Genomic DNA, 21025 nt, shown 5'->3' on the forward strand with positions numbered 1-21025 from the left:
AGACTTGTATCCTCTTGCTTTTCCGTCTAAAATGGTTGTAAAGAAATAATGATGAGGTGCTTCAAATTGTCCAATAAAAAAATTCAAAAAGTCGTCATTTATCTTATGATCTTTTCTATGATAGCAACCACGATTATAGCTGGTCTTTCTTTCCTCTAGGGAAGTCTGAAGGTGAGGACTTTTTGTCACTCACCTTTTATAATTAATTCCCTAAAAATCCTGTGTATTATGTAACAACAGGGTGAAGCCAATACATCCTGTAATCAGTCTTTATTAGTTGAACCTTACAATACTCCTTGCGATTGAGCAAGTTGTTCAAAAGATAATGAAGAATTTGTGACTAATATCTTTGTGTTAATTAGAATTTGGTCATATAAAAATTCTAATGGTTCTTTATCTAAGCGAACACACCCTTCTGAAACATACCTTCCAATTGAGTTAGGCTGATTCGTTCCATGTAAACCATAAGTTCGTCCGTCTGTCCCCTTCGCATCAAAGCCGATCCATCTTGAGCCGAGCGGATTATTTGAAGATCCTCCGGGAATATTTAATTTTCGATAATAGGGATTCTTGGCTTTGACAGTAACTGTAAAGAGCCCCTCTGGTGTCCAATCCTTCCTTTTACCTGTTGCGACTGTAGTTCTTAATTTTATTTTACCTTGATCGATCCAAGCAAGCTCATTGGTTTGTTTGTTCACAATAATAAGCGAATCCCCTGGTAGTAATGTGGCATCCATTGGCCAGAATGGTGTAGGAACGAATAGAAAAATCATCATCCAAATCTTCACTAACAGCACCCTTTTTATTTATAGCTTGTGCTAGTGACTTAGTCCCCATACATCAAAAGAACAATACTAGTAGTTCAGCCAATCAGCTAAGGCATTATAGAAAAAACTTCTTATCATAGTGTGTAAACGGCAAAAAACCCTAACATATGTTAGGGATTTTCATCAAACTTCTTCACAATATTCATCAAAATATTGTTGAAGCTTATTTACTACAGACATAGGATCATGCCCTTCAATCTCGTGCCGCTCAACCATTGTACAAACTTTACCATCTTTTAACAAAGCAAAGGATGGAGAAGATGGAGGATAATCGGTAAAAAAGCTACGAGCCTTTGCTGTCGCCTCTTTATCTTGACCGGCAAATACTGTCACAAGGTGATCAGGTCGTTTATCATAATGAACAGCATGAGCCGCCGCAGGACGAGCAATTCCGCCAGCACATCCACAAACTGAATTAATCATCACAAGTGTTGTTCCCTCTTGTGTTAATTTCTCTTCAACTTCCTCAGGGTTTGTAAGCTGTGTATAGCCTGCTCTTTCCATATCTTCACGTGCCTGAGTTACTACATCATTCATATAAAGATTAAAATCCATACTCAATTGCATTTACACTCCTTTGCACAAGCATTCTTCTTTGATATCATACCAGTTTCTGAGCCTTTTAGGCAAATAATCAGTTTTCTATGAATGTGTGAGATTTTTAAAATTCCCTGCCTTAATCCGAACATTGCTAGGGCCGCCGTTTGCTTCCGGACTCCCCCTGAATGCAATTTAGTAAGCAACAAATATTATATTTGAAAGGCATGACATAAGGAAGCGTAGCTATATTTTATGTTAGCAAATCATAAAATAAAACTTCTTCTAACAAATCCTTAAACTTATTCGCAAAAGGGGTTTAACTTTCCAAAAAATGGGTATTCTAGTAATACATCTAGATCCATACCCCTAAACTCCCTAGATGTTTTGGACAGCGAATGGCTGTCCTTTTTTGTTTTTCACAGAAAATCCCTATGGAAGGCAGCTAAATCTTACTCTAAATTCGGAATAGGGGCATAGCAATGGTCAATTCCATATAAATTCGAAAATTACGCATCAATATAAAACAGAGCAGATAATTTTCACCACCTGCTCTGTCATTCCTTAATACACAGACGTGTTTTCTTTCGGGATATTTTCAAGAATTTCTTTAACACGTTGCATAAAATGCCCACAAATTAGCCCATCCAATATTCGATGATCTAATGAAAGGCAAAGATTGATCATATCACGAATAGCAATCCCATCATTCAAAACAACAGGGCGCTTAATAATCGATTCAACTTGCAGTATAGCAGCCTGAGGATAATTGATAATCCCAATTGACTGAACAGATCCAAATGAACCTGTATTATTAATCGTAAAGGTTCCACCCTCCATGTCCTCATTGGTTAATTTTCCCGCCCTAGCTCTATTAGCTAGATCAGCAATATCTCTGGCAATCCCTTTAATCGATTTTTCATCCGCATGTTTTATTACAGGCACAAATAATTCGTCACCTGATGCAACAGCAATTGAAATATTAATATCCTTTTTCTGAATTATTTTATCTCCAGCCCACACGGAGTTGATCATTGGATATTCCTTCAATGCTTGTGCGACAGCTTTAATAAAGAACGCGAAATAAGTTAAATTAAAGCCTTCTTTTTGTTTAAATTCTTCTTTCAAAGAATCACGGTATTGAACAAGTTTCGTGACATCCACTTCAATCATCATCCAAGCATGGGGAATTTCTGCCTTGCTCCGAACCATTTTGGTCGCAATTGCTTTCCTTACATTTGAAATAGGAATTTCAATATCTCCCCATCCTGTTTGGATCTTTTGTTTCGGTGCAACAAGCGGATGACTTTGTGGTTTCTGGGTTGGAGTTGATTGAACTTCTCGCTCTTTGATTTGGCTCGCTTTCTCATCAACTATAGAAGTTTCACCAGATTCAATAAATTTCAATACATCTTTTCTCGTAATTCGTCCACTCTTACCTGTTCCAACGACTTGTGACAAATCGATTTGGTGTTCTTGTGAAAGTTTAAGTACAGCCGGCGAAAACCTTAATTTTTGCGCTTCGTCATTTTGATTACGCATATGCACATTTTCCTCCCGCTTCGCACCTATTTTAGCGGTTGTCTCTTGCTGATTTTGTGCGTTATCTTTGTTTTCCACCTCAATTGTACAGATATTCTTTCCTACCTCTAAGGTAATTCCTTCCTCAGCAATTAATTCTGTAATAACTCCCTTAAAAGAAGAGGGTATTTCAGCATTCACTTTATCCGTCATAACCTCTGCGATTGGGTCATATTTTTCAACATGATCGCCTGGCTCTACAAGCCAACGACTGATCGTTCCTTCCGTAACACTCTCTCCGAGCTTGGGCATGGTGATGTTTTCCGTTGCCAAGATGTAACCTCCTTACTTGCATTAAAATTCAGCGAGCTCACGCATTGATTTTTCGACTTTGTCGGGATTAATCAAGAAGCTTTTTTCCAAAGTTGGAGCAAAAGATGTTGCAGGAACATCTGGCCCAGCTAATCTCATAATTGGTGCGTCCAGTTCAAATAAACAATGTTCAGCAATTATCGCCGCGACCTCACCAATCACACTGCCTTCTTTATTGTCCTCCGTAATAAGTAATACCTTACCTGTCTTAGCCGCTGCCTCTATAATAGCTTGTTGATCAAGCGGATAAACTGTTCTCAAATCAAGAATATGTGCTTCTATTCCTTCATCTGCCAAACGTTCGGCTGCTTGGAGAGCAAAATGCACACATAGGCCATAGGTAATAACCGTAATATCATCACCTTCTCTTTTTACATCAGCCTTTCCAATTGGCAATACATAATCCTCCGTTGGAACCTCTCCTTTAATCATCCGATAAGCTCTTTTATGTTCTAAAAATAGGACAGGATCTTCGTCGCGAACAGCTGCTTTTAATAATCCTTTTATATCATAAGGGGTAGACGGCATGACAACTTTCAAACCTGGCTGGTTGGCAAAAATCGCTTCAATTGATTGAGAATGGTATAACCCACCCCCAACTCCTCCACCATAGGGTGCCCGAATAACTATTGGGCAACTCCAATCATTATTAGAACGGTAGCGAATCCTAGCTGCTTCTGAAATGATTTGATTAACCGCCGGCATAATAAAGTCAGCAAACTGCATTTCTGCAATAGGTCTATACCCGTACATTGCCGCCCCAATTCCTACACCAGCAATAGCAGATTCAGCTAGTGGGGTATCTATGACTCGATTTTCACCAAATTGATCATACAGACCTTGGGTTGCCTTAAAAACGCCCCCTTTTTTACCAACATCCTCCCCAAGTATAAAGACTTTTTCGTCTCGCTCCATCTCTTCCTTCATAGCTAGAGTAACAGCTTCAATATAAGATAGGACCGTCATAGTTTCATTCCCCCTGTTTTTCCGCTGCATAAACGAAATCTAGAATTGTATCCGGGTCCGGATATGGTGCATTTTCCGCGTATTCCGTTGCCTCGTTTACTTGTCTAATCACACGACCTTGTATTTCTTTTTCTATATCTTCAGTCAAAACGCCCACTTCAGTTAAATAACGATTAAATAATGAAATAGGGTCATTTTCCTGTATTTGGGCTAACTCTTCCTCCGAACGATAATGACGATGATCATCATCTGATGAATGAGGAGTATTCCGCTGTGTCATTGTCTCAATCAATGTAGGACCTTCCCCACGCTTTGCTCGTTCAGCAGCAATCTTTACTGCCTCATACACAGCTAGTGGATCTTGTCCATCAACCGTGAATCCCGGCATGCCGTATCCTTGAGCACGATCAGCAACTTGCTTACAAGCTAATTGTTTCTCAACAGGGACGGAAATCGCATATTGGTTATTTTCACACATAAAGATGACCGGTAATTTATGAACGCCAGCAAAATTGGCTCCTTCATGAAAATCACCTTGGTTCGATGAACCTTCACCAAAGGTAACAAAGGAAACTATATCATCACCCTTCATACGTGCGGCAAGAGCGATCCCAACGGCATGTGGAACTTGGGTTGTGACAGGAGAGGAGCCTGTGACAATTCTATTTTTCTTATCACCAAAATGACCTGGCATTTGTCTTCCACCTGAGTTAGGGTCTTCCGCTTTAGCAAAACTTGAAAGCATGATATCCTTAGCTGTCATGCCAAATGAAAGTACAACCCCAAGATCACGATAATAAGGTAAAATATAATCCTTTTCACGATTCAAGGCAAATGCTGCTCCCACTTGTGCAGCTTCTTGCCCTTGACAAGAAACGACAAAGGAGATTTTTCCAGCACGATTCAAGAGCCACATTCGCTCATCTAGTCGCCTTGCCATTAGCATTGTTTCATAAATTTCCAAGACATCTTCATTACTAAGCCCTAGCTCAGCATGACGGGTTTTTGTCACATAAATCCCTCCCTAAATTTGACTATATACATTCTTATATATGAATTGCTGCGCGATCAACAGCTAATGCAGCTTCACCGATTGTTTCACTTAGTGACGGATGTGGATGAATCATTGTGCCAACCTCCCATGGAGTTGCATCAAGTACATGAGCTAAGCCGGCTTCAGAAATTAAGTCTGTCACATTCGGGCCAATCATATGAACTCCTAATAAATCCTGGTTTTCTCGATTCGCTATAATTTTAACAAAACCTGTCGTATCACCCAAAACTAGAGCTTTTCCATTTGCGATAAAAGGGAATTTTCCTATTTTAACTTTAAACCCTTTATTCAAGGCTTCTTTTTCTGTCAAACCGATACTAGCAACCTCAGGAGAACTGTAAACACATCTAGGCACATTTTGATAATCAAGAGGAGATGGATTCAATCCAGCGATATGTTCAACGGCTAAAATTCCCTCGTGTGAAGCGACATGAGCGAGTTGTAACCCACCAATAATATCTCCAATCGCATATATATGCGATTCTTGGGTTTGCATATTGCGATTTACTTGTATAAAATTCTTTTCCAAACGAATGTCTGTGTTTTGCAAGCCGAGTTGGGAGATATTCGCCTCTCTTCCAACAGAAACGAGGATCTTTTCGCCGGTAAAGCTCTTTATCCCCTCACCTGTCTCGACTTGAATTGTCGCTCCATCGCTGCTTTTCTGAACCGTTTCAGCTAATACTTTTGCATTCGTGATAAATTTAATTCCTTTCTTTTCAAGCACTTTAGCAAGTTCTCGAGAAATATCCTTGTCTTCGTTAGGCAGTATATGATCCGCATACTCTAATACAGTCACTTCCACTCCAAAATCTACAAGCATTGAAGCCCACTCTATACCAATGGCGCCCCCACCAATAATTAAAATTGATTTAGGCAATTGCGTTAGTTCTAGGGCATGTTCAGAGGTTAACACCGTGTCACCATCTATTTCTAATCCAGGTAAAGTTCGTGGTTTGGAGCCCGTTGCAAGGATTAGGTTTTTCGGAATTAAAAGCTCATTATCATCTTCTAATTCGACAGACACTGTTCCAGGTAATGGTGAAAAAATAGAAGGCCCTAAAATCGTACCTATCCCGTTATAAACATCGATATTTCCCTTTTCAATAAGATGCTGAACACCTTTAAATAATTGGTTTACTATCTTATTTTTTCTCTCTTGCACTCTTTCAATATGCAAATGCACATGATCCGTACTGATGCCAAATTCAATACTTCGCTTTGCCAAAGAGAAAACTTCAGCACTTCGAAGCATGGCCTTACTTGGAATACATCCCTTATGTAAACATGTACCACCAAGTTTATCTTGTTCTACAATAGCCGTTTTCAATCCTAGCTGTGAGGCACGGATAGCCGCTACATAACCACCTGTTCCGCCTCCCAAGATTACTAAATCATATTCAGTAGCCATTCAATATCCCTCACTTATAAGTTTGTACGATCCTCAAATTAAATTCTATTAGCCAAAATATGTTTATCATTAAGGAGGAATTGGCCACGAGATTTTCTCATTTGTTCGATTCTTTCTTCTGCCATCCGATCTGCAGCTAGATACGTCGGGATATGATCTCGCTTCGAAATTTCGATTACCTTTGCAACGTTTTGGTAAATGGTTTCCACTCTTTTTAAAGCTCTTTCGCGATTATAACCATATAATTCATCCGCTACATTGATGACGCCCCCAGCGTTTATCACATAATCCGGAGCATAAACAATTCCCATTTCATAAATGTGATCACCATGCCGAGGATCTTGCAATTGGTTATTGGCCGATCCAGCAATCACTTTTGCCTTTAATTGCGGAATCGTTTGGTCATTAATAATTGCTCCCAAAGCGCATGGTGAAAAAATATCTGCCTCAACTGCATAAATCTCATCTGGGTCTACTGCTTTCGCTCCAAAAGCCTCTACCGCACGATCTACAGCATCCTTATTAATATCCGTTACAATTAAAGATGCACCCTCTTCATGTAAATAACGACATAATTCAAACGAAACATTTCCGACACCTTGAACGGCTACTACTTTCCCTTCAAGAGAATCAGAGCCAAATGCTTCCTTTGCAGCAGCTTTCATTCCAACATAACAACCATAAGCGGTCACTGGTGATGGATTTCCTGATGACCCTGAAGCTTGTGAAATCCCCGTTACAAAATTAGTTTCCTCATGAATCAAGTCCATATCTTCGACAGTTGTGCCGACATCTTCAGCAGTAATATAACGGCCATTTAACCCTTGCACAAAGCGACCAAAAGCTCTAAACATTGCCTCATTTTTATCCTTTTTCGGGTCCCCGATAATAACAGTTTTTCCGCCACCTAAGTTCAGACCTGCTGCTGCGTTTTTATATGTCATTCCTTTCGCCAATCGTAAAGCATCTTCAATAGCGTCTTCTTCAGTTGTATAAGTCCACATTCTTGTTCCTCCAAGTGCAGGGCCAAGCGTGGTATCATGAATAGCAATGATCGCCTTTAAACCTGATGCTTCATCTTGACAAAACAAAAGTTGTTCATAATCATATTTCACCATATAATCAAATATTTTCATTTTGAGCGCCTCCAGAAGTGTCTCTATTATGACCTAATATTGATACCTAATACTAATTCCTACTTTATTATTGTAACGAAAAGCCCGTTGCTTGACAAATCTTTAAGGTGTACTATGATTTTTTTATACAGAAAAAAATATAAGTGGCTAAATTTTTTTGATTTGTGATTCTCCTGAGAGCTTACATTATCAGTAATTCAAAAATAGAAGGGGTCTATATATGGGTAGAATTGTGGCGCTAATTTTATTAGTTATTCCTGGTATCCTAGCTGGATATGGGATTAAATTAATGCGAGATATGCTATTTGGTATTTTACAAAAGCCTTTTCCGTTTCTATGGTTACAATTTCTAAGTGGTGCCATTCTTTTTGTGGCAGGATTAGGTTTTATAGCAGGCTTTGTCCTACATCGTGACCGGAAAAGAAATAAAGTTCAAAATCGCTTTAATAAAAGTGATGGAAAATAATCTTGGGCAAGCTTGACAATGGACTTGTCGACGATAAGAAAGACGCAAACTGAAAGTAGTGTATCGTTCAGTTGCGTCTTTTTTATTGTTTAAAAAGGCTTACAGTCGATATAGCTCTACAGCTCTACATTTGTTTTACCTTAACGGTCTGGTCTATGATGGAAAGATAAAAGTTTGGCTCCTTATCCATTAATATCTCAATTTTGCGGAGAGGCCACAGTGTAAGGCTCTCTGTTAAAGATATGGATGTCACCTATTCATGGGGCTGTAGTTTTCTTAATCTCACCGCTTTTTCGGGAAAATCAGTAATTATAGCCGAACATTTTAATTGAAAGAGTCTTTTCATATCCCGCCTATTATTAATCGTATAAGGCCGAACATGAATGCCAAATTCCATTGTTGTTTTAATTAGATCATCTGTCATTATTTTTAATTTTGGATGGATCCCATTTGCCTTTATTGTTGAAGCATATTCCCAAGGCTTATATAAATGATGATTATATAATGGGGCTGTTTCAACTTCCGGACAAATTTCTATCATTTTCTGAAGGGAAGTATGATTAAATGACGAAATGATAATACGCTTCTCATAAGAATATTTATAAATTAAAGCAGCTACTTTTTCTTCAAGCTCCTCATAAGGAATGATGTTGTTTTTCAATTCGATATTGCACAGGCATCTATTTTCTTTCATCCAATCAAATACTTCAATTAAGGTTGGAATTTTACTAGCTTTTTTAAAAAAATGTTTAAAGTGATTATTTGCTTTTAAACTTTGCATAGATGTTCTTGTAAAGTCTTTAACAAGCCCGCTACCATTTGTTGTGCGATCAACAGTGGTATCGTGAATCACCACAATTTCTCCATCTGAGGTTAATTGAACGTCTAGTTCAATCCCGTCTGCGCCAGCCCTTTCTGCAGCTATAAATGCCTCCATTGTATTTTCTGGTTTTGTTCCCGAAGCACCTCGATGTGCTAATATTATGGTCATTTTTTCACCACCGTTGTCTGATCCAATCTGAGTAAAACTGTGTATTGAAAAAAGAAAATAATAGGACGGGATCCGTAAAAAGAACTGCCAGTCATTGGCACGTTCCGATTAAAATTCGGAGGAACGCAATGTTGGACAATTCGAAGGAAGCCATGCTTCCCAACAAGATCTCACTTTTTACTGCACTTTTTGAACCCCAGCTAAATATGAAATTTATGATGCCTTATGTTCTAATCTTAATTTATCTGCTACCATTGCGATGAATTCTGAATTGGTTGGTTTCGCCTTAGACATGCTCACCGTATAACCAAATAAAGATGAAATAGAATCTACATTACCTCGACTCCATGCTACTTCAATAGCATGTCTGATCGCTCTTTCAACTCGGCTAGCTGTTGTGTTAAATTTCTTAGCAATATCTGGATATAAAACTTTTGTGATGGAACCGAGCAATTCGATATCATTATAAACCATTGAGATAGCTTCTCTTAAATAGAGATACCCTTTTATATGTGCTGGAACCCCGATTTCATGTATCACAGAAGTAATGCTAGCTTCTAGGTTTTTTTCTGGTTTAGGTTCAGGCGAATGATGTTTCATCTGACTAGTATTCCTTTTCACTCCGCTTGTTTTCCCACTAACTTGGCGAATATGAGTAACTAAATTCTCCATATCAAAAGGTTTTAAAATGAAATAAGAAGCACCTAATTCAACAGCTTTTGTTGTGACATCTTCTTGACCGAAGGCTGTTAACATGATGACATTTGGAACACGTTTGTTAAGATCCCGTAATTTACCTAATACCCCTAATCCATCTAAATGAGGCATAATAATATCTAAAACCAAAACATCTGGTTCAACATCGGCTAATAGTTCTAAACACTCTTGCCCATTATGAGCAGTTCCAATAACTTCGATATCTTCCTGTGCAGAAAGATACTCATCCAATAATCCAACTAGCTCACGATTATCGTCCACAACACATACTTTAATTTTCTTCAAATTGTTTCCTCCTTAACCCGTTGATCCCTTATTTTGACACTAATAGATAAATACGCCAAAGAAAGTAAAAATCCTTTAAATTTATTGTTTTTTTTATAAAATCTTACATACGCTCTGTTTTTCTTTATTTTTCGCCCTTATTCGACTCACTTCCTCATATTGTCGATTTTTCTTTATTTTAGTCCATCAATTTCTTTTTTGAGTTCATAAAAAAAGAGGGAACGCAATTGCGCACCCTCAGCTAGCTTTATCAGCTTGGTCCTTATATATATCAATTCCTGCCTCATTTAACATCCATTCAACGTGAACTCCATAGCCTGAGGTTGGGTCATTCACAAAAACATGGGTAACGGCTCCAATCATTTTTCCATCTTGGACAATCGGGCTACCACTCATTCCTTGGACGATACCCCCTGTTTTCTTTAAAAGCTTAGGATCTACGACCTTTAAAACCATTCCTTTAGTGGCAGGATACTTTTGTGGAATCGTACTAACGATTTCAATATCAAAAGCCTCGACTTTATCGCCATCTGTTACAGTTAAAATTTGAGCTGGTCCTTCTTTGACTTGATGTGCTAAAGCAATGGGAAGAGGTTTATCCATAATTCCATTAGTAATAGGTTTCTTTAATTTTCCAAAGATCCCAAATGGACTATTAGTTGTAATATCGCCAATCACCTCTCGGTTAGCTGAAAAACGCGCTAATTTTTCTCCAGGTGCCCCATTTTTGCCTTTTTCAATTGCCGTAACAGTTGATTTTACAATTTGCCCATTATCCACTACAATCGGCTTTTTTGTATCCATATCTGAAATAACATGTCCTAGTGCCCCATATTTATTGGACTTTGGTTCATAAAATGTCATAGTTCCAATCCCAGCAGCAGAATCGCGTATATACAAACCTAATTTAAATGATTTTTCTTTATCATCTTTTATAGGCTGAAGTGTTGTATTTAATTTCTCATTTCCTCTTTGTAGAGAAATATCTAACTCTTCTTGCTTTTTTCCTGCCTCATCTACAAATGGTGCTACATCAGCCATATTATTAATTTTCTTTCCATTTATCTTTGTAATAATATCTCCAAGCTGGATACCCGCTTTCTCACCAGGGGATACCTTTTTTCCATCAGCTAATACTAAATGGTGCCCTACTACTAAAACGCCTAACGTATTTAGCTTAACCCCTACAGATTGTCCACCAGGATATACTTTCATATCCTTTAAAACATTAACATCAACCTTTTTTAGCGGAATGCCCGCAAATTCTAAAACAAATTCATCTGTACCTGGGTTTTTCCCTTCTAATGAAATAGCTTTTTGACTTTCCACCACATCCACCTTCTCGGAAGATGGCGTTGAAACCGTCATAGCGCTAGCTTTCACTATGGATTGCTTTTGACCTTCAAATAAAGTAATACTTCCCGGTATTTGAATGAATTGTTGGACAGGTTTAGTAAGACTTAACATCAAAAGTGAAACAAGGAGAATTCCACCTATAGCTTTTCTTATCCAATCATGCATGTACTTTTCACTCTCCTCGCTTTCTAGCCCACATCTTTAATTTAGCCCGGTTGCTGTTTATTTATAAGTGGAAGAAAGTAAAAAAGCTGTCCAATAAAGGATAGCTTTTCAAGTATTTTTTATAGTACCAGCAATTTCAAGTAATTCCTTTGCATGTTCTCTCGTTAATTCCGTCATTTCAGCACCCGAAATCATTCTTGCTATTTCATTAATTTTTTGGTTCTTTTGTAATTTGGTTAAATGGGTCTTCGTTCTTCCAAATTCTTCTTTTTTAGAGATCAAAAAATGGGTGTCAGACATCGCTGCTACTTGTGGTAAATGGGTAATACAAAGTACTTGGGAATGTTGCGAGATCTTGGCTATTTTTTCGGCAATTGCTTGTGCAACCCTTCCACTAACACCTGTATCTACCTCATCAAAGATAATAGAGGTGATCCCCTGATGTTTGGAAAAAATCGTTTTTAGCGCTAACATAATCCTGGATAACTCTCCACCAGAAGCCACTTTAGACAGTGGTTTTAATGGTTCACCAGGGTTTGTAGAAATATAAAAAATAACTTCATCTATACCATCTTTCTTAAACTCTATATGAGGCTTTTCATCTAATGTAAAGACAGGTTTAAAAATAGCTTTTTCCATATAAAGTCCCTTTAGTTCACGATGAATGGATGTGGACAATATTTCTGCAATTTGTTTTCTTAATTTACTTAAATATTTCCCTTCCACAGCTAGGTCTTTCTTAATGGAATCTAGTTTTCGCTCCAACTCATCAATCCGAGCTTCACGATTCGTTAAAGTTTCCATTTCCTCTTCAATTTTGGCTCCGTATTCTAAAATTTCTTCAATCGTTCCCCCATATTTTCTTTTCAATTGGTTAATTTCATGTATGCGACCTTCAATTTCGTTTAGTCGATCAGGATCAAATTCCATATTCTCTAAGCCTTCTCTTATTTGTGTCGAGATATCCTCTAATAAATAATAGCTATTTGCAGTCGTTTCATAAGCTTCAGAGTATTTATCATCTAATTCTGCCGCACTTTCTAAGTGTCCCATAGCATGTCCAATATAATCTAATCCAGCTTTCTCCCCCTGTAGTCCTTCATAACTTGCTTTTAATGACGCATAAATCTTCTCAAAGTTTGCTAATTGTTTTCTTTCCGCAAGTAACTGTTCGTCTTCGTTTAGTTTTAAATCAGCATTTTGAATCTCTTTAGCTTGAAATTGTAAAATATCCAATCTCTGAGCGATTTGTTGTTCATTTAACTTAAGATCGTTTATTTTTTTAAGTATTTTCACATATGTTGTATAAATTTCTCTGTAATTCATTAATGCATTCGCAATTTTTTCTCCGCCAAATTGATCCAACAAAGATAAATGTCGTGATTCGTCCATTAACTCTTGATGTTCATGCTGGCCATGAATATCAACAAGAGTACTCCCTATTTCGCGCAAAATAGAAATTGTCACCAATTTTCCATTTATCCGACATACACTTTTACCATTATGAGATATTTCACGTCGTAAAATCAACATTCCATCTTCTATTTCAATTCCAAATTCGCTAGAACGTAAATAACATGGATGTTCTGGTGTTAAATCAAATAAACCTTCAATTTCTGCCTTCTTTTCACCATGCCGAACAAATTCAGAAGAACCTCGACCACCCATTAGTAAGTGTAATGCATCAATAATAATTGATTTACCCGCACCTGTTTCTCCTGTCAAAACTGTAAGGCCTTTTTCAAAAGAAACATGGATTTCATCGATGATCGCGAAATTTTTAATCGATAATTCCTGTAACAAATTAAATTCCCCTTTTCTAAGAAAAGCGTAAGCGCCGTTTTATTGGACATTAGAACAAAATGTATCGCCGATAGACTTGCTTCTTACAAACTTCCCTAGACTATGTGCAGAGCTAGTTCCAATCAGATTTCACATTTCTTCTTTTGTTTTCTTTAGAATAATGTTCAAAAAAGATACACCGTTATACTCCACCTTACAGAAAGCAAAGCCGCCGAAAAAGCGCGCCACTTTTTAAAGCATATCAATGAATTTTTGATTAACCGAAACGGCAGCTTCCCCTGTTCTACAGATAATTAAACAAGTATCATCTCCACAAATACTTCCCATTATTTCATCCCAATCTAATTGATCAATTAAAGCTCCTACCGCTTGAGCGTTTCCCGGTAAAGTTTTCATGACAATTAAATTTTGTGAATAATCAATCCCTACGAACGAGTCGGTTAAGGAACGTTTTAATTTTTGTAACGGGTTGAAGCGTTGATCTGCTGGTAAACTATATTTATAACGCCCATCTGATAAAGGAACTTTTACAAGATGCAGTTCTTTAATATCTCGAGAGACAGTAGCCTGAGTAACATTGAATCCCGCATTTTCTAATTCTTCAACCAAATCGTCTTGCGTTTCAATTTCCTTCTTCCCAATCAATTCTCGTATTTTTATATGTCTTTGTCCTTTTGTCATTCTCATACCGCCTTCAATTTTTGGATAGGTAATTCTGTATAATTATACTGTATTATACAACAAAAGACTTAAAAATCAAAAGAGGGGTATCCATTGGACATCCCTCTTGTTATTTTCCGAATTGATTATGGGCCTGTTCAACAACCTCTATCGTGGAAATGGCAGAAAAGTCACTTCCACTACCATTTTGATTGACAAAACCAGACCATGAAAGGTGAATAAGAAATTCAATGTTTCCTTCTCCCCCTGTAATCGGAGAAAACGATACATTCTGTATATCATACCCTTGTTGCAATGAAAATTGTTTAATTTTATCTACTACTTTTACATGAATCGTTTTTTCTCTGACAATTCCCTTTTTGCCTACTTCTTCTCTTCCAGCCTCAAATTGAGGTTTAATTAACGCGATAACATCACTTTCAGGTGTTAATAACCCTTTTAATACAGGCAGAATCAGAGTTAAAGATATAAAAGACACATCAATAGTGGCAAAACTCGGCATGCCTCCATCTAAATTTTCGGGTTTAACATAGCGAAAATTGGTTCTTTCCATCACCACAACACGTGGATCATTTCGCAATTCCCAAGCTAGTTGATTGTAACCGACATCAAGGGCATAGACCATTTTCGCACCATTTTGTAAAGCACAATCAGTGAATCCTCCAGTCGATGCACCAATATCTAACATCACTTTATCTTTTACAGTTAATCGGAATTCAGCCAAAGCTTTTTCTAATTTTAAACCACCACGACTCACATATGGCAGAGGGTTCCCTTTTACTTGCAAAGGGAGATCAATAGCGATCTTTTCTCCAGGTTTGTCTAAGCGTGTTTCATTGGAAAAAACAAGCCCTGCCATTATAGTCCTTTTGGCTTTTTCACGTGTTTCTACTAAACCTCTTTCAACGAGTAAGACATCTAGTCTTTGTTTCTTTATTTTCATATGATTACGCCCTTTTTTTCTTTGCAGGGAGCATCGATTTTATTTTATTCACAATATGATCAGAAGTTAGTCCAATTTCGTTCCATAATTCCTTAACACTGCCATGCTCAATAAAACGATCTGGAATCCCTATTCGCCCAATTGATGTATTGGAATAGCCATGGTCATGAGCAAATTCTAGAACTGCACTACCAAAACCACCTTCAAGTACCGCTTCCTCCACCGTTAAGATAGGAGTACCAGTACTCAAAACTTTTTCGAGCATCTCATGGTCAAGCGGCTTAATGAAGCGGGCATTGATAACTTGAACGGAGACTCCTTGCTTCTCTAATTGATAAGCTGCTTCCATAGACATCGGAATTGTTGTTCCAAAGGTTAATATTGTTGCTGTAGAACCTTCTTTTAAAACTTCCCAACTTCCGATTGGAATTTTTCTGAATTGTTCATCCATTGGGACACCATAACCATTTCCGCGTGGAAATCTCATGGCGATCGGTCCCTCATCATATTGATTTGCCGTGTAAACCATATGCTGCCCTTCATTTTCATCTTTCGGCATCATGATCACCATATTGGGTAAAGATCGTAAAAAAGCAATATCAAATACCCCCTGATGAGTCTCACCGTCTGCTCCTACTAATCCAGCTCGATCAATTCCAATAAAAACATTTAAATTTTGCCGACAAATATCATGAAGCACTTGATCATATGCTCTTTGCAAAAAAGTTGAATAAATCGCTAGGAAAGGTTTCATCCCTTGAGTTGCTAACCCAGCCGCCATTGTAGCAGCATGTTGTTCGGCAATGCCTACATCAAACATCCGCTCCGGAAATTCCTCAGCAAATTTTTCAAGCTTTGACCCAACCGGCATCGCAGGCGTTACTGCAACGATCCTTTGGTCCTCACGAGCAAGTTTACGCACAGTTTCACTTACTAACGCACTCCAGGCTGGAGCTGTATTAACAGGCTTAATAAGATCCCCAGTTTCCATTTTATACGGACCTGTACCATGCCATGTTCCTACCTTATCATCTTCCGCAGGACTAAACCCTTTTCCCTTTTTGGTAATAACATGAAGCAAAACCGGGCCTTCCATTTTTTTAGCGTATTGAATATTTTCCAACAATTCATCGAAATTATGCCCATCAATCGGTCCTAAATAAGTAAAACCCATTTCCTCAAAAAACATCCCAGATACAAGTAGATATTTTAAACTATCTTTCACACGTTCAGCAGTTGAAGCAAGTTTACCACCAACGGCTGGAATTTTTTTCAATAAATATTCTAATTCATCTTTTACCCATTGGTATTTTCCCGCTGTTCTTAATTTTCCGAGTACATTATTTAATGCTCCAACATTAGGCGCAATAGACATCTCATTATCATTCAAAATGACAGTCATATTCGTTTGACTATCGCCAATATGATTTAGAGCCTCTAAAGCCATCCCACCTGTTAGTGCTCCGTCTCCAATAACTGGAATAACATGTGAATCTACTTTTTTTACATCCCGAGCAATAGCCATTCCCATTGCAGCGGATAAAGAAGTGGAACTGTGCCCTGTTTCCCAAACATCATGCTCACTTTCTGACATTTTCGGAAAACCACATAGACCCTTGTATTGTCGCAAACTACCAAATTGATCTGCACGTCCTGTCAAAATTTTATGCACATAAGATTGATGACCGACATCCCAGATAATCTTATCTTTCGGACTATCAAAACACTTATGAAGGGCAATTGTTAACTCAACAACACCTAAATTGGGACCAATATGTCCGCCTGTCCACGATAACTTCTCTATTAAGAATTCGCGAATTTTTTGACTTAGTTGCTGGAGTTCCTCCTTATTCATAGTTTTTAAAAAGGAAGGGTCTTTAATAGATAAAAGATCCAAATTGGATCACTCACTTTCGTTTCTTTGATTTTGTCTTTGTTTGCTTTTTCTTATGATCTTTTATGATTGTAAGGTGTATTTTTTCTTCAAGAAATTGTAATACCTTTCCTACCTGAAAAATAATATTTCTTGAATAGGTGATAGCAAATGTTTTACCAAAAGCTTTCCCACCTACAGTAATAGCAGCTATAAGACTAGTTAATCCTACATTTAAAGCATAATCAAGTGGGGAATTATTAGCAATATCGTTGCTTTGAGCCAATTGAATGACTACTAATGTTGTCGCCGTCCCACTAATAATTCCAGAGATATCCCCAATCACATCATTACAGAAACTAGCAAAGCGGTCGGCATTTCGAATAATACGAATAGAGTGCTTAGCACCATAAATTTTTCTCGCTGCCATGGAATGAAAAGGAACTTCATTTGCTGCAGTAGCTGCAATACCTATCATATCAAATATTATCCCAATCATGGCAATAAAAAGCACAATTATCAATCCAAAAGTCCATGAAACCCCGTGTAAGGCTCCATTGGAAGCGATTGAAAAAATAGCCGCTAACACAAATGTGATAACGGCTATCGTGATGCTCCATTTCATTGATTTATGTACAACTTCTTTCATAATCATTTAATTCCATTCTTTCCATTAGTGTGCCGGATGGTCATAATAAGAGTAAAAATTACGGCTTAGGTCCAGTAGGTTTTCCCAAACAAATACCGAATGTCACCATCTCGGCGGTTTCCCTTTAAATTCGCTTTGACAAAGTCGCCTTATGTCAGACTGGATTACCACTTAGTCCGCACTATAATCCCCTTATTACGTCAAAGAACAGTCTAGGAGATTTCCTCAACAACCCTGAACCTGGTTCCTAGCCTCTTTTGCAAAGCAGATTTCATATGGACGGAAAAAATAAGTACGATGGCCAACCGTGTCTTATTTCTTATAACCATAATCCCCTCTAACTTCACTCAAGGCAGGCTACGCTGCTAGTGATACCCTTTTGTCACATTGCAGGTCTATACTCCACTATTCATGCAGTGCAAATTACCAGCTGAATATGTGAAGCCTCCGCGGTAAAGGGTCTACGCCCACATGCCTTTGTGGATCGCCCTTAAACCTTTACTCCCAGCTCCGACCCAAGGCTGGGCTCCTCAAGCCGGAACAAGGAACTTCATCGATATGCCCTTTAGTGAATTTTTAGGCCCACCTTCAGAACCGGTAGATTGACTAGAATACTGCACCATCCGGCGATGTAGCGAAATTATACCATATATTTAAATTTTCATCAATAAGAAGGAAATCAAGCAAGTGAAAAAAGAGAAATAACCAGTAAGTTTAACCAACCTACTATTTACTTCTCTCCTTATAAAAGCCTTTTGTATATAATTATACTGGTAGGATTTAATTATTGCGATCTGCAATTAAATCCGTTAGATAATAAAGCAGGTCTGTATTTTGATTCGTGAGATTTAAAGCTGCTTTAGCTTGTTCGGTATGATAAGATAACTGCTCATTAGCACCATCTAGAGTGAGTAACGCTGGATAAGTACTTTTTGCCTTACCGTCATCACTTCCAACAGGCTTGCCAATCACCTTTTCATCACCGATTACATCTAAAATATCATCGCTAATTTGGAAAGCCAATCCTAAATGCTGAGAAAATTCTTTGAATAATTTTAATTCGTTCGCGTTTGCGCCAGCAATCTTTGCCCCAGCCAAGACACCAAAAGAGAGTAATTTCCCTGTTTTATGATGATGAATATATTCTAGCTCTTTAATCGTTAATTCCTTATTTTCCGCTTCGATATCTGCAACCTGTCCACCAACCATTCCGACCGGACCAGCATTTTTAGCCAATAATTGGATAAGCCACACTTTATCTGCATCATTTAGATTCTCGTCATTCGCAATAAGTTCAAAACCATATGTTAATAACCCATCCCCTGCCAATATAGCCAGAGCTTCTCCATATACCTTATGATTTGTCGGCCTTCCGCGTCTTAAATCATCATCATCCATACTTGGTAAATCATCATGGATGAGAGAATATGTATGGATCATTTCTAAGGCACATGCTGTCGCCATCCCCATTTCTGGGTCTTTCCCATATGCATGAATGGAGGCAAATAACAAAAGTGGACGAATTCTCTTGCCACCAGCTTTTAGCGAGTATTTCATAGCATCTTTCAGTGATTTTGGTGCCGGTAATTCCTCTATTGCATGAATAAGATTTTCATCAAGTTTTTGTTTATAATGGTTGAAGTATTCTTCTAGGTTTACGCTCACTCTTGCTCCTCCTCTTGGAGATGAAAATCCTCCTCTCCATGATCAGTTAAAACTTTTGTTAATTGTTCTTCTGCATTTTTTAGCCGGTCATGGCAAAACTTGGAATATTCCATCCCTTTTTGATAAATGCTTAATGCTTCCTCTAATGGAATATCACCTGATTCTAAACGCCCTACAATCTTTTCTAGTTCATTTATCGCTTGTTCAAATGTCATGTTTTCTTTCATTGCTTTCACCTTTCTCCGCATAATCAACCGTACAATAATAATGCCCATCCATAACCCTGACAATCATTTTTTCCCCAGATTTTAAAGCTTCCGTATTCTTGATTAACTTTCCTTTTTCATTATACGCTACACTAAAACCACGCTGTAAAATATTTAATGGACTTAAAGCATCTAATTTTGAAACATTGTTCATGAAAGTGTGATGTTTTTGCTTTATAACAAATTGTGTCTGCTTATTTAATCGTTCGCGAAGATAGCGTAACTTCTCCTTATGTAATTCGATTTTTGTAGCAGGATGACGTGCCATTAATGCCTGGTTTAATTTACGGAAACGTTCCATCTTTTGGCGTAATAAACGTTCTTGAGATGTTTGCAATCTCTCGATCCAGCGGTCTACCGTCTCCCATTTTTGCTCGTAAATTTTATGGGGGTGACGATAGATATAAGATTGCCGCAAATAATTCAGTTGAATTTTTTTTGAACGGATGGTTTCAGCCATTCCTCGATTTAATCGATTTTGTAAATTCAATAGTCGCTCCGTTAATTCCTCTACATGTGGGACGGCTAGTTCTGCAGCTCCGGTGGGTGTAGGCGCACGTAAGTCTGCAACAAAATCTGTAATCGTAAAATCTGTCTCATGTCCTATCGCGGAAATAATGGGAATGCTGGATTGAAAAACGGCCCTTACTACAGGTTCCTCATTAAAAGCCCACAGATCTTCAATTGAGCCACCCCCTCTACCCACAATGAGCACATCAATATCTCGACGATTGTTGGCAGCTTGTATTGCTTCAACGATTGAGTTTCCTGCATGCATTCCTTGTACAAGAGCAGGTAATAAGAGGATTTCTCCCATTGGATAGCGTCTTTTGATTGTTGTAATGATATCTCGGACGGCTGCACCAGTAGGAGAGGTGATGATTCCGATCTTTTGCGGATAAGGTGGAATTGGCTTTTTATGAGAAGATTGAAATAGCCCTTCTATCTCTAATTTTTCCTTTAATTGTTCATAAGCAAGAAATAACTCTCCGATCCCATCTGGCAACATCTCTTGCACATAGATTTGATATTGACCTGATTGTTCATATATCGAGATATTTCCTTTAATAAGTACATGCAAACCATTTTCCGGGTTAAATTTCATTGTTCTAGCAGACCTCGAAAACATGACAGCCATAATTCTTGCTTGATCATCTTTTAAGGTGAAATATAAGTGTCCACTCGTATGCTTTTTAAAGTTTGAAATTTCACCCTTCACAAAAACATTCATTAAATGGGGGTCCACATCAAACTTTCTTTTTATGTATTTCGTTAAGGCTTGGACAGATAAATAGGATGGATTCTTCATTTCTTCACCTTCCCCTTAAATCCGTTTTTAAC

The 21025-nt window shown here is 37.9% G+C and carries 20 protein-coding genes; 2 read left to right on the forward strand and 18 right to left on the reverse strand.

Annotated features, from left to right (window positions below; translation table 11 throughout):
* Positions 1–51 precede the first annotated feature (51 nt).
* On the forward strand, positions 52–159 hold the full coding sequence (gene prli42, locus J2Z23_RS22570) for a stressosome-associated protein Prli42 (RefSeq protein ID WP_274380104.1): 108 nt from the start codon (positions 52–54) through the stop codon (positions 157–159).
* Between the two features lie 125 nt (positions 160–284).
* Here the strand turns inward: prli42 and J2Z23_RS08100 are convergent, their stop codons facing one another.
* From J2Z23_RS08100 to J2Z23_RS08130, 7 genes are all read right to left on the reverse strand, one after another.
* Positions 285–788: a L,D-transpeptidase gene (locus J2Z23_RS08100; RefSeq protein WP_420798615.1), complete on the reverse strand. Its 504-nt coding sequence runs from the start codon at positions 786–788 to the stop codon at positions 285–287.
* A 162-nt stretch (positions 789–950) separates the two neighbouring features.
* A complete protein-coding gene (locus J2Z23_RS08105) occupies positions 951–1388 on the reverse strand; it encodes a BrxA/BrxB family bacilliredoxin (protein ID WP_165589675.1) in 438 nt (145 codons plus the stop codon).
* A 540-nt stretch (positions 1389–1928) separates the two neighbouring features.
* A complete protein-coding gene (locus tag J2Z23_RS08110; protein WP_209973638.1) occupies positions 1929–3218 on the reverse strand; it encodes a dihydrolipoamide acetyltransferase family protein in 1290 nt (429 codons plus the stop codon).
* 21 nt (positions 3219–3239) lie between these two features.
* A complete protein-coding gene (locus J2Z23_RS08115; protein ID WP_057989575.1) occupies positions 3240–4223 on the reverse strand; it encodes an alpha-ketoacid dehydrogenase subunit beta in 984 nt (327 codons plus the stop codon).
* A 4-nt stretch (positions 4224–4227) separates the two neighbouring features.
* Positions 4228–5169 (reverse strand): thiamine pyrophosphate-dependent dehydrogenase E1 component subunit alpha, encoded by a 942-nt coding sequence (locus J2Z23_RS08120; RefSeq protein ID WP_174517110.1) that lies wholly within the window; start codon positions 5167–5169, stop codon positions 4228–4230.
* A gap of 100 nt (positions 5170–5269) precedes the next feature.
* On the reverse strand, positions 5270–6688 hold the full coding sequence (gene lpdA / locus J2Z23_RS08125) for a dihydrolipoyl dehydrogenase (RefSeq protein WP_209973640.1): 1419 nt from the start codon (positions 6686–6688) through the stop codon (positions 5270–5272).
* A gap of 38 nt (positions 6689–6726) precedes the next feature.
* Entirely contained in the window at positions 6727–7824 is a 1098-nt protein-coding gene (locus tag J2Z23_RS08130) for a Leu/Phe/Val dehydrogenase (protein WP_057989582.1), read from the reverse strand.
* 220 nt (positions 7825–8044) lie between these two features.
* Here J2Z23_RS08130 and J2Z23_RS08135 point away from each other — a divergent pair, with 220 nt between their 5' ends.
* Complete coding sequence (locus tag J2Z23_RS08135; protein ID WP_209973642.1) at positions 8045–8290, forward strand: DUF2627 domain-containing protein; 246 nt, start codon at positions 8045–8047, stop codon at positions 8288–8290.
* 253 nt (positions 8291–8543) lie between these two features.
* Here J2Z23_RS08135 and J2Z23_RS08140 read toward each other — a convergent pair whose 3' ends face one another.
* From J2Z23_RS08140 to xseA, 11 genes are all read right to left on the reverse strand, one after another.
* Positions 8544–9281 carry a glycerophosphodiester phosphodiesterase gene (locus tag J2Z23_RS08140; RefSeq protein WP_057989586.1) on the reverse strand — a complete coding sequence of 246 codons (738 nt, stop codon included), beginning with the start codon at positions 9279–9281 and terminating at the stop codon, positions 8544–8546.
* A 213-nt stretch (positions 9282–9494) separates the two neighbouring features.
* Positions 9495–10283, reverse strand: coding sequence for a sporulation transcription factor Spo0A (gene spo0A / locus J2Z23_RS08145; protein WP_057989588.1), 789 nt, complete (start codon positions 10281–10283; stop codon positions 9495–9497).
* 237 nt (positions 10284–10520) lie between these two features.
* The gene (spoIVB, locus tag J2Z23_RS08150) at positions 10521–11804 is read right to left on the reverse strand and encodes a SpoIVB peptidase (protein WP_209973644.1); all 1284 of its coding nucleotides are present in this window, start codon (positions 11802–11804) and stop codon (positions 10521–10523) included.
* A gap of 108 nt (positions 11805–11912) precedes the next feature.
* Positions 11913–13607: a DNA repair protein RecN gene (gene recN, locus J2Z23_RS08155; protein WP_209973646.1), complete on the reverse strand. Its 1695-nt coding sequence runs from the start codon at positions 13605–13607 to the stop codon at positions 11913–11915.
* 231 nt (positions 13608–13838) lie between these two features.
* On the reverse strand, positions 13839–14288 hold the full coding sequence (gene ahrC, locus J2Z23_RS08160; RefSeq protein WP_057989593.1) for a transcriptional regulator AhrC/ArgR: 450 nt from the start codon (positions 14286–14288) through the stop codon (positions 13839–13841).
* A gap of 109 nt (positions 14289–14397) precedes the next feature.
* On the reverse strand, positions 14398–15231 hold the full coding sequence (locus J2Z23_RS08165; protein WP_209973648.1) for a TlyA family RNA methyltransferase: 834 nt from the start codon (positions 15229–15231) through the stop codon (positions 14398–14400).
* Positions 15232–15235: 4 nt separating this feature from the next.
* On the reverse strand, positions 15236–17128 hold the full coding sequence (dxs, locus tag J2Z23_RS08170) for a 1-deoxy-D-xylulose-5-phosphate synthase (protein WP_209973650.1): 1893 nt from the start codon (positions 17126–17128) through the stop codon (positions 15236–15238).
* Between the two features lie 10 nt (positions 17129–17138).
* The gene (locus J2Z23_RS08175; RefSeq protein WP_057989616.1) at positions 17139–17753 is read right to left on the reverse strand and encodes a hypothetical protein; all 615 of its coding nucleotides are present in this window, start codon (positions 17751–17753) and stop codon (positions 17139–17141) included.
* A 780-nt stretch (positions 17754–18533) separates the two neighbouring features.
* Positions 18534–19418: a polyprenyl synthetase family protein gene (locus J2Z23_RS08180; RefSeq protein ID WP_209973653.1), complete on the reverse strand. Its 885-nt coding sequence runs from the start codon at positions 19416–19418 to the stop codon at positions 18534–18536.
* Complete coding sequence (gene xseB / locus J2Z23_RS08185) at positions 19415–19645, reverse strand: exodeoxyribonuclease VII small subunit (RefSeq protein ID WP_057983282.1); 231 nt, start codon at positions 19643–19645, stop codon at positions 19415–19417. Before xseB ends, J2Z23_RS08180 begins: the two co-directional genes overlap by 4 nt.
* A complete protein-coding gene (xseA, locus tag J2Z23_RS08190; protein ID WP_064467633.1) occupies positions 19623–20993 on the reverse strand; it encodes an exodeoxyribonuclease VII large subunit in 1371 nt (456 codons plus the stop codon). Before xseA ends, xseB begins: the two co-directional genes overlap by 23 nt.
* Positions 20994–21025 lie beyond the last annotated feature (32 nt).

Source organism: Lederbergia galactosidilytica, assembly GCF_017873565.1.
GTDB lineage: Bacteria > Bacillota > Bacilli > Bacillales > Bacillaceae_C > Lederbergia > Lederbergia galactosidilytica.

Coding starts and splice junctions, on each gene's coding strand:
- prli42 (WP_274380104.1), top strand. CDS start 52: ATGAGGTGCTTCAAATTGTCCAATAAAAAAATTCAAAAAGTCGTCATT.
- J2Z23_RS08115 (WP_057989575.1), bottom strand. CDS start 4,223: ATGACGGTCCTATCTTATATTGAAGCTGTTACTCTAGCTATGAAGGAA.
- J2Z23_RS08120 (WP_174517110.1), bottom strand. CDS start 5,169: ATGCTAATGGCAAGGCGACTAGATGAGCGAATGTGGCTCTTGAATCGT.
- lpdA (WP_209973640.1), bottom strand. CDS start 6,688: ATGGCTACTGAATATGATTTAGTAATCTTGGGAGGCGGAACAGGTGGT.
- J2Z23_RS08130 (WP_057989582.1), bottom strand. CDS start 7,824: ATGAAAATATTTGATTATATGGTGAAATATGATTATGAACAACTTTTG.
- J2Z23_RS08135 (WP_209973642.1), top strand. CDS start 8,045: ATGGGTAGAATTGTGGCGCTAATTTTATTAGTTATTCCTGGTATCCTA.
- J2Z23_RS08140 (WP_057989586.1), bottom strand. CDS start 9,281: ATGACCATAATATTAGCACATCGAGGTGCTTCGGGAACAAAACCAGAA.
- spoIVB (WP_209973644.1), bottom strand. CDS start 11,804: ATGCATGATTGGATAAGAAAAGCTATAGGTGGAATTCTCCTTGTTTCA.
- ahrC (WP_057989593.1), bottom strand. CDS start 14,288: ATGACAAAAGGACAAAGACATATAAAAATACGAGAATTGATTGGGAAG.
- J2Z23_RS08165 (WP_209973648.1), bottom strand. CDS start 15,231: ATGAAAATAAAGAAACAAAGACTAGATGTCTTACTCGTTGAAAGAGGT.
- J2Z23_RS08175 (WP_057989616.1), bottom strand. CDS start 17,753: ATGAAAGAAGTTGTACATAAATCAATGAAATGGAGCATCACGATAGCC.
- xseB (WP_057983282.1), bottom strand. CDS start 19,645: ATGAAAGAAAACATGACATTTGAACAAGCGATAAATGAACTAGAAAAG.
- xseA (WP_064467633.1), bottom strand. CDS start 20,993: ATGAAGAATCCATCCTATTTATCTGTCCAAGCCTTAACGAAATACATA.